Source organism: Sporosarcina sp. SG10008, from assembly GCF_044569405.1.
In the GTDB taxonomy this organism is placed as follows: Bacteria; Bacillota; Bacilli; order Bacillales_A; family Planococcaceae; genus Sporosarcina; species Sporosarcina psychrophila.
Window position 1 is genome coordinate 69,144 of sequence record NZ_CP172607.1, and the last position, 14,251, is coordinate 83,394.

The window sequence follows — 14,251 nt, forward strand, 5'->3', positions numbered from 1 at the left end:
TTGAGAGGAGTCATAGAAGTATGGAGTACTTTGATCGTTTTGCGATTCCACATCCAAGTCCTGCGATTTACGCATCAATGGTTGCCATTGGCCTAACCATGATTGCGATTCTCTTCGGATTAACATATTTTAAAAAATGGGGTTATTTATGGCGTGAATGGCTGACGACCGTAGACCATAAGAAAATCGGTATTATGTACCTAATTGCTGCTTTGATAATGCTATTCCGTGGTGGAGTAGACGCAATTATGATGCGGGCACAAACTGCTGTACCTGACAACAAGCTGCTAGATGCTCAGCATTACAATGAAGTTTTCACCACACATGGAGTTGTTATGATCATTTTCATGGCTATGCCATTTATCTATGCATTAATGAACTTCGTTGTTCCATTGCAAATTGGAGCGCGCGATGTAGCATTCCCTCGTTTGAATGCGCTTAGTTTCTGGTTGTTCTTTATGGGGGCGATGTTATTCAATATTTCATTCGTAGTTGGTGGCTCTCCTGATGCCGGCTGGACTTCGTATTTCCCACTTGCAGGGAATGACTTCAGTCAATCTGTAGGAACCAATTATTACATGCTGGCGATTCAGATTGCCGGTATTGGTACATTAATATCAGGCATTAACTTCACGACTACGATACTCAAAATGAGAGTGCCTGGAATGAAATTGATGAAAATGCCAATGTTCACATGGACTGCTTTAATCACGAATGCAATTGTCGTTTTCGCATTTCCTGTACTGACAATTGCGCTTCTATTGGGAACGATGGATCGGCTATTCGGCACAAATATCTTTACGATGACAAATGGCGGGATGGATATGCTCTGGGCGAACCTGTTCTGGATTTGGGGACATCCGGAAGTTTACATTCTGATTTTGCCGGCATTCGGTATTTATAGTGAGATCATTTCTACTTTTTCCCGTCGTAACCTTTATGGGTATAAATCAATGGTTGCATCAATCGTAATCATTTCGTTTTTCTCATTCTTGGTTTGGACTCATCATTTCTTTACAATGGGACAAGGTCCACTGACAAACAGTATTTTCTCAATCACGACAATGGCGATTGCCGTTCCGACCGGGATTAAGATATTTAACTGGCTGCTTACGATGCGTAAAGGGAAAATTGAATTTACTGTTCCGATGCTTTATACAATAGGATTCATTCCGATTTTTACAATCGGTGGAGTTACCGGGGTAATGCTTGGTATGGCCAGTGCCGACTATCAATACCATAATACGATGTTCTTGGTTGCGCATTTCCACTACACAATTATTCCTGGTGTTGTCTTCGCGATGATAGCTGGTCTCACGTATTGGTGGCCGAAAATGTTTGGCTTCATGTTAAGTGAAAGAATTGGGAAATGGGCATTTTGGTTTATCGCGATTGGATTTAACGTAACATTCTTCCCAATGTTCTTCACTGGATTGGATGGACAAGCACGTCGGATGTACACGTACTCTGAAGCATCGGGGTATGGAGCGCTTAATTTACTGTCCTTTGCTGGAGCAATTGTACTGGCGATAGGCTTTGCTTTAATTGTCTATAACATCTATCACAGCATTCGCTATGCATCAAGAAATATCAGTTCAGATCCGTGGGATGCACGTACGCTGGAATGGGCCACTCATAGCCCGGTGCCATCGTATAACTTTGCGAAGACACCTCAAGTTAATTCCATTGAAGCGTTCTGGGATCATAAGAAAAAAGGACAACCATTATTCAAAGATGAAATTGAAAAGATTCATATGCCGAATAACAGCGGTATGCCGTTCATCATGAGTTGTATTTTCTTCGTATGGGGCTTCTCGCTCATATTCAACATGTGGCTTCCTGCAATTCTTACGACAATTGGAATCTTTGCGTGTTTGGCTTACCGTTCATTCGAGAAAGACCACGGGCATTACATTTCCGTTCAAGAAGTAGAAGACACTGAAAAAGATTGCGAGGTGCGGGCTGATGAAAACAGATAACTCGCTTCCACTTGAATATGGTACAGAACAAAATAAATTGAACATTTTAGGTTTCTGGATTTTCCTTGGAGCCGAAGTAATGCTGTTTGCAACACTTTTCGCAACCTACTTCATTTTAGAGCATCGTACGGGCAACGGACCGTCCGGAGCTGAGATTTTTGAACTCACTCCAGTGCTCTTTGAAACGATTTTACTGTTAACAAGTAGTTTTATGATTGGTCTTGGTGTTCATGCAATGCGTCTAGGTAAAAAAAATGCAATGATGACATTCTTTGCGATTACCTTGCTACTTGGTCTTGCATTCATAGGTGTAGAAATTTATGAGTTTACGCATTATGTCCATGTTGGAGCAGGCCTTCAAACGAGTGCATTCACAGCTATCCTATTAACTACATTAGGGACACATGGAGCTCACGTTACACTTGGTTTCTTTTGGGGATTATTCATCATCCTTCAAGTGAAAAAGCGCGGTTTGACGCCTGAGACAGCCAATAAATCATTTATCTTTTCACTTTACTGGCATTTCTTAGATGTTGTCTGGATCTTTATTTTCAGCTTCATCTACTTGAAAGGAATGATGTAACATGAGCGAATTATTCCCGCGCAAACAAGTAATGGGCTTTATCTTTTCGTTAGTTCTTACTGCAGCTGCACTGACTGTCTATTTCTTAGATTTTTCATTTGCAGTGGGGATGACAATTCTTTTAGTCACAGCATTCGTGCAAGCAGCAGTTCAACTCGTTGTCTTTATGCATGCTGGTGAAACTGAAGATAAAAAGGCGATTTATATGAATATCTATTATGCTGTTGCTATAGCGCTTGTTACCATCTTGGGTTCATTACTAATTTTGGCTTGGGATATGTAACAGAATATATCTAAAAGGAGCGCCTAAAATGGCGCTCCTTTATAAAAACACAGAATATGGGTTTGATTTCACATTACCCGCAACTTGGAAGGATTATTCGATTGTAACGGACGAGTGGGAGGGCTTGGCGGTTTCACAGGCTCAAACGGAAGAGGTAATTGAAAATGGTCCAATGAATTCTATTCGACGTCCTCAGTGGACTTCGGAAAATCCGCGTCAAGATATACCGATTATGATTTTCACAATAGAGCAATGGGATTCATTACAGCAGGAGAAGTTCCATATAGGGCAGCACCTATCGGACCAAAAGAATTAAATCGTAATGAAAAATATGTTTTTGCAATACCCGCACGTTACGACTTCGCATTTTTAACTGGTTACGAAGAAGTCGAGCAGATTTTAGAAGGTAAACCGTTAGAGATTAGTGAAGAGTGAAGGGTTGATAATATAATGAAAGAATAAAAGGTACCCACCAGCTTTGTGTAGTAGTAAAGAATTATGAAATAATCGATAGTGTAAGATACCTGGTTCTGATACAATTGCGACTTGTGTTAGGACCGGGTATCTTTTTTATTTCATCATATATAGGTGAATTAGCTTTAATAGGTAAAATACTAAATATTGCATCTTTTAATAATTGCTGTATAGTATTCTTTAGAATGCTTGGAGGTCATATTTTTGGTACTTTACTTTTGAGATATATCATCTATCTAATAAATAACTATAAATTAGGAGCTGATATATTATGATATACAAGAACACACTCGATGGTATTTCTTCTGATATGTTAAAGGGCTTTTTTGTAGATTGGCCAAAGCCACCAAATCCGCAAACTCACTTACTACTATTAAAGAAAAGCAGTAAAGTGATTATTGCTATTGATGATCAAACTAATCAAGTAGTTGGATTTATTACAGCGATAAGTGATGGAGTTCTATCTGCCTACATTCCATTTCTTGAGGTTTTACCGGAATACAAAAATAAAGGTATAGGTAAGGAATTAGTAGATCGGATGCTAAAAGAACTCGATGGCATCTATATGATTGACCTATGCTGTGATGACGATTTAATTCCTTATTATGATAAGTTCGGTATGACGCAGACAAATGGTATGGTTTTTAGGAATTATAAAATGCAATCTGGGAGTTTGAAAATATAAGCCAATAACGCTTGGGAATTTGTCCAATCTCAACGGAATTGTTAAAAGATGCATCACTACACCTTATTTTCATTGTTCACTACTGCGAGCATGTTGCCTGGTTGGAGTTACCCCAAAGTAAATTTGAACAGCCCAGATACCTGGTAATAATCCCATTTGGGTTTATTACCAGGTATTTTTCATTATCCCAAAGAAGAGCGCTATAATTGCATCTAATGAGGATTTAAAATACATGCATAGTAAATAAAGTTAGTAAAAGTGAATCGGAAAAGGCTTGGGGTGCGTCAGTAGGATGAAGGTAGGTGAGGTTGTGACGGAAATTGAAGAAATTATTGCCGAACATGGTGATTATTTATTGCGTGTCGCCTATTTGTACGTGAAAAATAATGCAACCGCTGAGGATATTGTACAAGACGTGTTCATTGCCTTCTATGAGAAACAGGATCAGTACAGGGGGGAGGCATCGCTGAGGACCTACTTGGTGAAAATGACGGTTAATCGCAGCCATGATTATTTACGAAGTTGGAAGAACAAGCGAACCATGCTGTTTGAAAAAATTAAAGGGAGAGGCACTACTCATACGCCTGAACGTGCAATGATTGAGAAAGTGGAAAAGCAGGAATTAGTGGATGCCTTGTTTACATTATCAATCACCTATCGTGAAGTGCTCATTCTTTATTATTTTCAGGAGATGACGACGGTAGAAATCGCGGAATTATTGGAGCGTCCGGAAGCTACGGTAAGAACTAGATTACAGCGTGCGCGAAAGCAACTGGGAAATCGGATAATTGATTATGAATGGGAGGAACTAGGCCGTGAATCAATTTAAGGAAGATTTAAATCGTGAGCTTCAGTCTGTGTCATTGTCCAAAGAGAAGAAGCAGCTAATTGCAACGAAGGCAAAAGCAAAATTACACAACCACGAGAGACGCATCAACTTACAATATCGATTTGTGCTCGCGATTTTCACGATATTCGCAATAGGCTTCAGTTATTTACTATGGCAACAGGAGGGACCTGCAAGTAAGGCGCAAGGTGCAGCACCGATTGAACCTATAACGACTACGACTTGGTCAATGCTTACTAATGATTTTTCAAAAGCGGTACTCTACATAAGCTTCTTTATTATTCTGCGGGACTTGTTAAAGAGACGCTTGCAAAAAAGTGGAAAAGGCTTACCGATTTGTGTGGAATGTGGTGAAGAATGGTCCTATCGAGAGGCCTTGAATCAAAGCATGAAAAACACAAAAATGACATGTCCTTACTGTGGTCAAATACAGTACCGAACGAAAAAATCAAGATTAAAAGGTGGTATGTTAAATATATTTATACCTTTTATGATTATCGCCCCTCAGCTATTTGATAATATATTGCTAGGTATTGTTGTGCATGTCTCATGTGCTGCGTATATCATGTTTAGCCTAGGTCCATATTATTTGGAACTCCAGAAGAAAGATCCTATCAATGATCCTTTATGGTGATAAATTACTGTCACCAGGACAATTCAGCTGCAAATTCGGGTTTTGAAGTGTCAGCGTACCGGAACAATTGCAAACGCCCAATTTGACCAAGTCCATTGCAGCGTCAAGATTGTCTTCAGCCAGGTTGGTGGTGCAAATGAAGTTTGCATAAGTGCTAGGAACATTTAGGGATGGAATTCCTTTCAGATATAGGATGCGTAAATATTAAGTTGAGTAATACTAGCAACCTGTAAAAGTTCTATCTGCTTCATCATTTTCACTTATTTTTCTAGTTTTTTTAATGCTAACTGTACCATATGAGTTTATTGGTAATTAAAAGATCGGAAAAAACATGATTTAAAGCACCTAGTTCTAAAATACGCTGAATTACTTTAGTACCAAGCGCCTTTCATTATCTATAAAAGTTGCAAGTGAAAATCTTTTGTAGTTTCATATAATTATAAAGCATACGGGCGTGTCTTCCTTTTTTAGTACATGGATCTATTTTAGATCGTAGCCGATTAAGAAATTCGCGGTCACATTCACATGGGTTTCTACCCCTGCGATAACAATCATCATGTGCTTTACAAGCTGCATCTAAATCATTAATAGGTGCGCCGGGCCCATTACAGCCAGGTCCACACCAATTATAGCCTGGTAGAATACAAAAACGAAATCTTCCATTTCTCCTCCGTGACAATATAAAAACCTCCTCTGATGGCTAAGTCACTACTTACTATAGATTATTCTTTGGTACGAAATAATGTATAAGCTGTTACCTATGGACTTCGCAATTATATTATCAAAAGAGGAAAGGGTGATTGAAGTATAATGAAGACATTCCTAAACATTAATATTCAAACATTGACAATGGGTTTCAATTCAATCAGCATTATGTCGAAGTATATTGAACATATGAATACATATAAAAAACTGAGCGAAGGTGCCTAAGAGGGTGGATCGAAGCGGGTTTGAAGGGAATCATTATGACCTTTATGCCTCTGGAGATTTTTTACCGCGTTTTTCTCCAGGTTGCTAGTGATTACTTCATCTATATAAAAAGGTTATAGAACCTGCATATTAAACTTTCGAAAGGATGACTTTATTTTGATTACAGTAATACTGCTTTTTTTATTTGCGGGTCTAGCGGAAATCGGGGGAGGTTATCTAATTTGGCAGTGGTTAAGAGAGGGTAAACCGGCTTACTTGGGTCTAATAGGTGGGCTTGTTTTAGCGATGTACGGAGTGATTGCCACTTTCCAACACTTCCCGACTTTTGGCAGGGTGTATGCTGCTTATGGCGGGGTATTCATTGTGTTATCTGTACTGTGGGGATGGGGCGTCGATAAAAAGATGCCGGATACATACGATTGGATTGGTGCTGCAATTTGTATAGTTGGTGTATCCGTTATGTTATGGGCGCCTAGAAGTTAATGTATAGCGAATAGCACCTGGTATCCAAATGGTTATGAAATGTTTGGATGTCAGGTGCTTTTTATTGAGAAGGAAGAAATAGCAATTTATTTGTTGGTATTATTAATTTATGATTAAGCCCAAAACACCCGTGACTTCAGTCGCGGGAGATTCATTCAGGCTCTACATGGACATGAACATCGTATACACCATGATCATTTATCAAGACCTTTTCAACATGGCTAGCTATATCATGAGAGTCTTTAATATTTAACGAGGAATCAACTAAAATTACAATATCTATTACTTCATTATTTCCGTAATACCTCCCTTTAATTGTTTCTATACCTATAACTCCATCCACTTTCTTGACTATATCCTGATAGAGTTTAATTTTATCTACATCAAATCCATCCGAAAGTTCGTGTGAAGCTAGTTTGAAGATATCCCAAGCTGTTTTACATATTAATAGTCCAACAGTAATGGCAGTTAGCGTATCCAACCATGGCATATTTAATTGTGAACCGAATATACCTATAGCCGTTCCTATACTTACCCAGGCATCTGAAATGTTATCTTTTGCGGCGGCCATAACCGCTTTGCTATTAATTTTTTCGGCTAGTTTTTTGTTGTAACGGTAGACAAAATACATAACTATTGAAGAAAAAACACCTACATAAGCGGCCCCAATATGAGGGGTCTCTTTACCACCTTGAAACATGGAGGTTATTGCCTCATTCAATACTTGAATACCAACTGCTAACATAATGAATGAAGCGACCATTGAGGCAATTGTTTCACTCTTCCAATGACCGTAACCATGATCCTTGTCAGGTGGTTTTTGTGAAAGTCTTAGTCCGATAAGGACAGCAATTGATGCGACAATATCAGTTGTATTGTTTAGTCCGTCTGCCCTCAATGCGGCAGAGTCACTCATATATCCAACAACCAACTTTATGATAGAAAGAAAAACATAAGCAATAATGCTAATGATTGCTCCACGTTCTCCTAACTTAAGGTTTTTATACTTTTGATTCTCCATTTTTTTGCCCCCTATCGAATTCAAACCATGATTCATAAATTGAACATCACTAGGAGAATTCTTTCCCTTACGCAACAAAAACCCTCGACTGATTCCAGTCGAGGGTTTTGGGTTTTGAAATATAATTTTGAGTTAAATCCAAGTTGAGGCACAGTTATCACTCACTAAATTTAGACGTATATATATAGTAGCAGATGAAGGTAATTATAGCTCGATATTAACCTGTAAGAAAAGTCGGTTGTCTTCAGCTAAATAAGGTGAGGTATTTAGAAATGGAGCCTCTGTGGGTACGATTTACATTGAAAGGCTGAAGCGGTTATTGCATCAGGCAAATGAACCTATCATACCCACCCACTCTCGTAGAGTTCAAACATTGTGTCCGTTGGATAAGCAGGTATAAATGGAAGACTGTCGATGTAGGTATTATATGTGGACTATTCAAGAGATGAGGAATACTAGATGACAAGGCAAAGAGTATTTTAGAAGGAATCGGAATTGGACTTTTTAATACAGCAAAAAAATGGATCAAACTATAAAACAGCAATCCAATCGCTCAACTGCATAGTAGCATTATAATGTTTTAGTTCATTTGAGAAATATGTTTAATTTATCTATCTTCTGATAATTTTATGCAAAATGCCTATCAGTAATCTTGCGAATGGTGTGGTAATTGGAAGTAAAATGAAAGCATATATTGTACCCCAAATCAATGTACCTTCAACGTTTATCGTTTTCATGCCACCTCTAACGATAGTTTCGCCAAAAATTGCGCCTATCGTTCCGCTATATAAAGCTACAAGAAATGCACTTAGAAGGCTTAAGAGGCAAAGTTTTTTGTTGGAGATTTCGTTTTTATTGTGAAAATATCCTCCTAACACTGAAAAGGTAATTGCGAAAGGAATTATCACTGAGAAATATAACCAACTTTCACCCCTGAATAAAGTTATGCCACCAGCCAACGTTTGTCCTATTAGCATAAATAACAATGCAGTAACGAATGAAAATAGAACACCGAAAATAAGACCTTTTAACGAAGAAATGTTTTTCAAAATCTAATCACCACCTAATACATAATATGAGATATAGCGAATTAATCATTTGGATTGTTTACATTACTATTATATCAGAAAATATAAACATAATAAAAATCATCCCTAAAGCAACAACGCTTAAGGAAACAGATAATTCGAGAAAGTCTATTTGTTGAGAATGGTATAATGGAAATATAATCAAATCCATCCTTCAGAAAATATAGGCAATGCCGGTGCAAAACTAATGTGGGATTAATCTCCCGAAAGCGCTTTACGTATCGTGGTCGTTGGAGTCAGGATAACGGGTTGCTTTAGTGAAGATTAGGCTGCCTTTCATTACAGCTCTTTCTAATTGAGTAATGGAGTATCAATTAGGGGGATGTCAACCCATTGTGAATGGTGTATACAAAGTCGTTCAGCGAGTGAATGGATGTTTTTCAGTTAGATCTTATGGAGCTATTCCAGTTTCTTATGTAACTAAGGGACAAGTTAGTGAAATGAAGAATATGGATTATTATGGTGGTGTGAGTTGAGAAGCAGCTGTCAATGTGAAGGTGGTTCTTCAGGCTATTATTGGTTCAATATTAATTCGTGTATCTTATATAGCTTGTATGAAGTTAGTTGGTTATTTTAAAACGAACGCTTATAAACCAGATATTATTGTTGCGTGGGACAAAGTAGAAATACTTCAAAATGAAGTTGTGTTTGGTAAGATTATTTCATCTAATTTTGCTTTGTTGTCTTTTGTGGGATCATAATTATTTCATGTGGGAAAATGTTCAAATAACAGGACAGATTATGGAGGGGTAGAAATGACAAGGTTTATTGACGATTTAGCTGGAGCTATCTATGATTTCTTTAAGTTTATTTTTACGAGTATTTGTTATCTAATTGCTGGAATGTTAATTGTCGGAGTCCCACTTTATCTAATTGCTTTAGTATTTAATATGCTGCACTAACGGTGGGCTTTGGTGAAGATATAGCTGCCTTTCATAGTAGCTTTATATTTTTGAGTAATGGAGTTAAATACTTCCGTTAAGTGGCGTTATGCTAACCTGGTTCGTATGGACTATGAAAGCCCGTTCAATGATTATAACGAATAAGTCCAATTCATAAATGAAACAGAACGTTATATTTTGGAGGGGGATGGGGGTATGAGGATATTATTTACTATTAGCATTTTTATTTCTGGATTAATTACTGCTTTTGGGTTTTTCTTTGCACATAGATTTACTGTTCCATTTGACCTCGCAAACGATTTATTAGGTGGTGGTAATGGTAATGCAGCTCTGTTTTTTGTTATGGCTCCAGGTCCAGTTATTTTCTATTTCTATTTTTCATTGATTTTTGTATTCGAGAAACTTCATAAAATCCTTTCGTTAACAAAGCAGAAATGGTTCAAGTATAGTTACTTATTTGTTTTCATTATTATTGGGGTGATTACTTTTTATAGAGCAACGATATACCGGAATTATATTAATACAAATCACCCATATATGGAGGTAGGATTGCTTAGTCAATTTTCGAACAATATTTTCTTTAATATATGGACATTTGTAGCATTGTTATCTTTTATAGGGTTTATATCTTTTTGGACCAAGAAAAAATGAATAACAAGGGCAATGATTGAAAATAAGCCTAATCGGAAATGTCTCGAATAGTTTTATCCCGCATTAACGGGTAGTAAGACCCCCACTTCAAGTATTCAAGGACACAAGAAGAATAAGTGGGGGATCAACTGCCCGTAAAAGCCCGAATGGTTAAACTAACAATCAGTGAGGGATGAAGAACCCCCCTCTGATTGAAGATTAACTTTATTAACCGTGCAACTATTGTTCAACTAACTGTACAGGGTAGTACAATCAGAAAGTAATAATAAAAGGGGAGAACAGATTGAAAAAATTAATACTGTTTTTATCTCTACTTGGTTTTCTGTTAGTTACTTCGGGTTGTTTGAATGAAATGGTTGGGCAAAAAATAACTGTACAGAAACGAACTGGTGAAGAAAATGTTTTTGAAGACATCAAAGAAGTCACTAAAAAAAATCAGGTAAAAAAAGCGATAGATATAGTTGGAAATGCTAATTTTGAAAATGAAAAGGTAGAAATGGCACACTATGCTGACTACCAATTTCAATTTCCTTCTAAGAATCGCTACGGCAGCGAAGACAAAATAGCGTCTTATTTACTATGGATTAGCTCAAATGGTGAAAATCTAGAGATAGTTAACGATAGCGATAAATATGTGAAATTAACAAAGCAAGATTCAGCAGACCTATATGAAATTTTAACAGGAGAAGAATTAGTAAAATAATTCCCTATCTTCGTATACTCTTCAATTAACGAGTGCGTTTGTGAAGTGGGTTATGTTTACCTTAAGCACATGGGATAAGGGAGATCGTTCAGCAATCGAATGGCTGTTAACAGGTAGAATCTCATGGAGAGACTTCTAATAGACAACAATATAAGAATAGAGGTTATTATACATGGACATATATATTGAAAAATTACAGGATACAGATGCTGAAGGTTTGTATAAGTTTGAACTTGATAACAGAGCATTTTTCGAAGAAATGGTACCTACTCGTGGAAATGACTATTATAACCTTGAGGTTTTTAAAAAAAGACACGAAGATTTACTTGAAGAACAAGTTCAAGGAGGTTCATATTTTTATTTAATTAAAGATAAAGATAGTTCAATTCTAGGAAGAATAAATGTCGTGGATATTGATAAATCTCAAAAAACGGGTCATCTCGGTTATAGGGTGGGGCAAGCACATACTGGAAAAAGTATTGCCACTAAAGCATTGAAGTTATTAGTAGAAACAGTAACTGACATAGACATAAAACAAATTAAAGCGAAAACAACAACTAACAATATAGCTTCTCAAAAAGTTTTAGAGAAAAATGGATTTGAGAGAACAGCTACTGATAGCGGAGAATTCGAAATGAATGGCCAGAGGTTAAACTTTGTTTATTACATTTTGACTATTAAAGTTAAGTCTTATTGAACTTCCATGAAATAAAAAACTCTTATTATTGATAATAATGTATAACAATAAAGCTAAGCCTTGAGAACGATAATATTGAATGTATAGGTAAATTAAGCAACAGCTTCATCCTTCATATAATATAGGTAAGTCTGTTCCAGTAACTAAAGTAGGATTAATATTCCATAAGTGGCTACCCATATTGGGTGCAATAGTCTGTGATGCACCATAATCGTTGGTGTTAGACTAACGGATGGGGGCTCTATGGCAACATAGTTGATTGTCCTTCTTCATCAGTCGTAGTATCCAATATCCGTTCTGCATACATTTTTATCCTCTGCGCTGTAACGCTGATTTTGCGCTACATGTATGTCGAACGCTCCTTTTAGTTTAATTATAATTTTTTCAGAAAAGTGAAAGTATCGGTTATTGCACCGATGCTTTTTTAGTCGTTTCAATAAGCGTTTTTATTAATGTTTTTCCTCTAATGTCCCCCCAAAAGAGAAGCCATTATCGGTTGAGTAGTTCTTTATTTCCAAAAAGTGCATCTTTTTTTGATTGAAAACTCTCTAATAGTTAGGACGGTGAAAAAAATGACGGTTAATGACAAGAAAGTAATAAAAGCGATTGGGGGAGATCAACAAGCGTTGTTGTTTTTGCTTCAACAAGAAAAAGAGAAAATTTATCGAACTGCATTTAGTTATGTTCGAAATAAGGCGGATGCATTAGACGTTTTCCAGCAAACTGTGCTATCGGCAATTGAGTCTATTCATCAGTTAAGGGAGCCAAAGTATTTTTCGACATGGCTGATGAAAATTTGTATCAATGTATCACTTGGTGTACTTAAAAAACAAAAGAAAGTGGTTTTGATGGACGATCTAAAATTTCAATCCCTTTCCGCCGAAATGGCAACATCTGATGAAAAAATGGACTTACTTGATGCCATTTATAGATTAAATGACAAATATAAAACAGTCCTTATTTTGAGATATTATGAAGATTTAACTTTTGAGCAAATAGCAGAGATACTTGGCGAACCAATCGGTACAGTCAAATCGAATGGCAAGAGAGCGTTAGCGAAACTCAAACCGATATTAAAAGGAGTGTATATAGATGACCGAGCAAAACCGCTTTAAAGAAGTGATAAATGAAATTCCTGTTCCTTCTGAAGAGTTAGATGCTATTTTGATAGATGCTTTCAAACAGGAGAAAAAGATAATAAAATTCCCCTTCAAACGAATGGTTAAATATACTGCAGTTGTAGGGATTCTGTCTATTTGTACGATTTCCTCTGCTTATGTGTCACCTGCATTTGCTAACTTTGTCACGCAAATTCCAGTCATTGGTCATGCATTCGACTATTTCATCTTACAAGAAGACTATTTTCAAGCGTATGAGGAAATCAGTACAGATATTGGTTTAGTTGAAAAAAGTAATGGCGTCGAACTAATTATTGAGAAAGCATTTTATGATGGGAATACGGTGACGCTTTCGTATGTACTGCGAACAGAAGAGGATTTAGGTTCATTTCCAACTTTCGAAAATCTGCCCACTAATATAAGTAATGCTGGCTATGAAGGAGAGTATGTCGATGGAGTCGGCTATGTCGGCATGATGACCTTATCAATGCTGGAGGACGCTAAGGAGACGGTAAATGTTATTTGGAAACCAAAATCGATTTCTTCAGATCAAAAGACAATAAAAGGGGATTGGCAGTTTGCATTTTCTTTAAATGCGCTAAAGGGATCACATATTTCGATTAATGAACAAGTAAGTAAAGAAGGTATTACAGTCGAATTAATTGACGCAATCAAAACAGATGTCAATTTAACAGTAAACTATTTACAAAATGTCAAACCATCCGTTCATAACAACTGGATGTACGTTGAAGCAGAGTTATATGCAATTGATAATTTAGGTAACGAATATAAAGTGCCTTATACTGGCGGAACAGGAACAAAAGGTGGAGATTCCAGTGAAGATATCACATGGAATGCAACGATTCATGGTCTTGCCCAAGAAGCAACATCCATTACATTTTATCCATTCGCACATGTAAGCAATAGTCAAAGCGATAATAAACGTATTGATTTCGAACCGATTATTGTGGAATTAGAGTAGCTATCAGGTGATTTACTCAACAGTGCTGTTCTCAAACGTTTAAACTTGGGCGTACACTTATGCTTCTTAACCCAGTCGATTAACTGTAATAGAAATACTGTCTTAGTAGAAAATGTTCGAATTCCCTTTCCTTTTGGAATCATTATATACCGAGTAATTGAATATTTATGAATGTCCATACTGCATGCATG

17 protein-coding genes are annotated in these 14,251 nt (G+C 36.9%); 14 read left to right on the forward strand and 3 right to left on the reverse strand.

Annotation, left to right across the window (positions count from 1 at the left end; all coding sequences use genetic code 11):
- Positions 1–20: 20 nt before the first annotated feature.
- The 7 genes from qoxB to ACGLYD_RS00325 all read left to right on the forward strand — a co-directional run bounded on the left by qoxB (position 21) and on the right by ACGLYD_RS00325 (position 5,485).
- Positions 21–1,979 (forward strand): cytochrome aa3 quinol oxidase subunit I, encoded by a 1,959-nt coding sequence (gene qoxB, locus ACGLYD_RS00295; protein ID WP_399630699.1) that lies wholly within the window; start codon positions 21–23, stop codon positions 1,977–1,979.
- A complete protein-coding gene (gene qoxC / locus ACGLYD_RS00300; RefSeq protein ID WP_067205669.1) occupies positions 1,966–2,562 on the forward strand; it encodes a cytochrome aa3 quinol oxidase subunit III in 597 nt (198 codons plus the stop codon). The genes qoxB and qoxC overlap by 14 nt, the downstream gene beginning before the upstream one ends.
- A gap of 1 nt (position 2,563) precedes the next feature.
- On the forward strand, positions 2,564–2,845 hold the full coding sequence (gene qoxD, locus ACGLYD_RS00305; RefSeq protein WP_067205671.1) for a cytochrome aa3 quinol oxidase subunit IV: 282 nt from the start codon (positions 2,564–2,566) through the stop codon (positions 2,843–2,845).
- A 28-nt stretch (positions 2,846–2,873) separates the two neighbouring features.
- Positions 2,874–3,161 (forward strand): hypothetical protein, encoded by a 288-nt coding sequence (locus ACGLYD_RS00310; protein WP_399630702.1) that lies wholly within the window; start codon positions 2,874–2,876, stop codon positions 3,159–3,161.
- Between the two features lie 429 nt (positions 3,162–3,590).
- Positions 3,591–4,004: a GNAT family N-acetyltransferase gene (locus tag ACGLYD_RS00315; RefSeq protein WP_067205675.1), complete on the forward strand. Its 414-nt coding sequence runs from the start codon at positions 3,591–3,593 to the stop codon at positions 4,002–4,004.
- Between the two features lie 292 nt (positions 4,005–4,296).
- The gene (locus tag ACGLYD_RS00320) at positions 4,297–4,833 is read left to right on the forward strand and encodes a sigma-70 family RNA polymerase sigma factor (RefSeq protein WP_338653622.1); all 537 of its coding nucleotides are present in this window, start codon (positions 4,297–4,299) and stop codon (positions 4,831–4,833) included.
- Positions 4,820–5,485 (forward strand): TIGR04104 family putative zinc finger protein, encoded by a 666-nt coding sequence (locus tag ACGLYD_RS00325; protein WP_399630706.1) that lies wholly within the window; start codon positions 4,820–4,822, stop codon positions 5,483–5,485. Before ACGLYD_RS00320 ends, ACGLYD_RS00325 begins: the two co-directional genes overlap by 14 nt.
- A gap of 391 nt (positions 5,486–5,876) precedes the next feature.
- On the opposite strand, the gene ACGLYD_RS00330 is transcribed toward ACGLYD_RS00325, so the two are convergent.
- Positions 5,877–6,164 (reverse strand): phospholipase, encoded by a 288-nt coding sequence (locus ACGLYD_RS00330; protein WP_335339513.1) that lies wholly within the window; start codon positions 6,162–6,164, stop codon positions 5,877–5,879.
- A gap of 407 nt (positions 6,165–6,571) precedes the next feature.
- Here ACGLYD_RS00330 and ACGLYD_RS00335 point away from each other — a divergent pair, with 407 nt between their 5' ends.
- Entirely contained in the window at positions 6,572–6,898 is a 327-nt protein-coding gene (locus tag ACGLYD_RS00335) for a YnfA family protein (protein ID WP_067205681.1), read from the forward strand.
- Between the two features lie 151 nt (positions 6,899–7,049).
- Here the strand turns inward: ACGLYD_RS00335 and ACGLYD_RS00340 are convergent, their stop codons facing one another.
- Positions 7,050–7,919 carry a cation diffusion facilitator family transporter gene (locus ACGLYD_RS00340; protein ID WP_067205684.1) on the reverse strand — a complete coding sequence of 290 codons (870 nt, stop codon included), beginning with the start codon at positions 7,917–7,919 and terminating at the stop codon, positions 7,050–7,052.
- Between the two features lie 611 nt (positions 7,920–8,530).
- Positions 8,531–8,968 carry a hypothetical protein gene (locus ACGLYD_RS00345; protein WP_399630710.1) on the reverse strand — a complete coding sequence of 146 codons (438 nt, stop codon included), beginning with the start codon at positions 8,966–8,968 and terminating at the stop codon, positions 8,531–8,533.
- A 794-nt stretch (positions 8,969–9,762) separates the two neighbouring features.
- Between ACGLYD_RS00345 and ACGLYD_RS00350 the strand changes: the two genes are divergently transcribed.
- The 6 genes from ACGLYD_RS00350 to ACGLYD_RS00375 all read left to right on the forward strand — a co-directional run bounded on the left by ACGLYD_RS00350 (position 9,763) and on the right by ACGLYD_RS00375 (position 14,060).
- Complete coding sequence (locus ACGLYD_RS00350; RefSeq protein ID WP_399630713.1) at positions 9,763–9,909, forward strand: hypothetical protein; 147 nt, start codon at positions 9,763–9,765, stop codon at positions 9,907–9,909.
- Positions 9,910–10,104: 195 nt separating this feature from the next.
- Entirely contained in the window at positions 10,105–10,560 is a 456-nt protein-coding gene (locus ACGLYD_RS00355; RefSeq protein ID WP_399630716.1) for a hypothetical protein, read from the forward strand.
- A gap of 283 nt (positions 10,561–10,843) precedes the next feature.
- Positions 10,844–11,263 (forward strand): hypothetical protein, encoded by a 420-nt coding sequence (locus ACGLYD_RS00360; RefSeq protein WP_067205688.1) that lies wholly within the window; start codon positions 10,844–10,846, stop codon positions 11,261–11,263.
- 172 nt (positions 11,264–11,435) lie between these two features.
- Complete coding sequence (locus ACGLYD_RS00365) at positions 11,436–11,960, forward strand: GNAT family N-acetyltransferase (RefSeq protein ID WP_067205691.1); 525 nt, start codon at positions 11,436–11,438, stop codon at positions 11,958–11,960.
- Between the two features lie 572 nt (positions 11,961–12,532).
- Positions 12,533–13,075 (forward strand): sigma-70 family RNA polymerase sigma factor, encoded by a 543-nt coding sequence (locus tag ACGLYD_RS00370; protein WP_342539675.1) that lies wholly within the window; start codon positions 12,533–12,535, stop codon positions 13,073–13,075.
- Positions 13,053–14,060 carry a DUF4179 domain-containing protein gene (locus ACGLYD_RS00375; protein WP_399630720.1) on the forward strand — a complete coding sequence of 336 codons (1,008 nt, stop codon included), beginning with the start codon at positions 13,053–13,055 and terminating at the stop codon, positions 14,058–14,060. Before ACGLYD_RS00370 ends, ACGLYD_RS00375 begins: the two co-directional genes overlap by 23 nt.
- The last annotated feature ends 191 nt before the right edge of the window (positions 14,061–14,251 follow it).

Excerpts from the sequence above, each read along its gene's own strand:
- qoxC (WP_067205669.1), top strand. The coding sequence starts at position 1,966 with ATGAAAACAGATAACTCGCTTCCACTTGAATATGGTACAGAACAAAAT.
- ACGLYD_RS00315 (WP_067205675.1), top strand. The coding sequence starts at position 3,591 with ATGATATACAAGAACACACTCGATGGTATTTCTTCTGATATGTTAAAG.
- ACGLYD_RS00340 (WP_067205684.1), bottom strand. The coding sequence starts at position 7,919 with ATGGAGAATCAAAAGTATAAAAACCTTAAGTTAGGAGAACGTGGAGCA.
- ACGLYD_RS00365 (WP_067205691.1), top strand. The coding sequence starts at position 11,436 with ATGGACATATATATTGAAAAATTACAGGATACAGATGCTGAAGGTTTG.
- ACGLYD_RS00310 (WP_399630702.1), top strand. The coding sequence starts at position 2,874 with ATGGCGCTCCTTTATAAAAACACAGAATATGGGTTTGATTTCACATTA.
- qoxB (WP_399630699.1), top strand. The coding sequence starts at position 21 with ATGGAGTACTTTGATCGTTTTGCGATTCCACATCCAAGTCCTGCGATT.
- ACGLYD_RS00320 (WP_338653622.1), top strand. The coding sequence starts at position 4,297 with ATGAAGGTAGGTGAGGTTGTGACGGAAATTGAAGAAATTATTGCCGAA.
- ACGLYD_RS00375 (WP_399630720.1), top strand. The coding sequence starts at position 13,053 with ATGACCGAGCAAAACCGCTTTAAAGAAGTGATAAATGAAATTCCTGTT.
- ACGLYD_RS00350 (WP_399630713.1), top strand. The coding sequence starts at position 9,763 with ATGACAAGGTTTATTGACGATTTAGCTGGAGCTATCTATGATTTCTTT.
- ACGLYD_RS00355 (WP_399630716.1), top strand. The coding sequence starts at position 10,105 with ATGAGGATATTATTTACTATTAGCATTTTTATTTCTGGATTAATTACT.
- qoxD (WP_067205671.1), top strand. The coding sequence starts at position 2,564 with ATGAGCGAATTATTCCCGCGCAAACAAGTAATGGGCTTTATCTTTTCG.
- ACGLYD_RS00370 (WP_342539675.1), top strand. The coding sequence starts at position 12,533 with ATGACGGTTAATGACAAGAAAGTAATAAAAGCGATTGGGGGAGATCAA.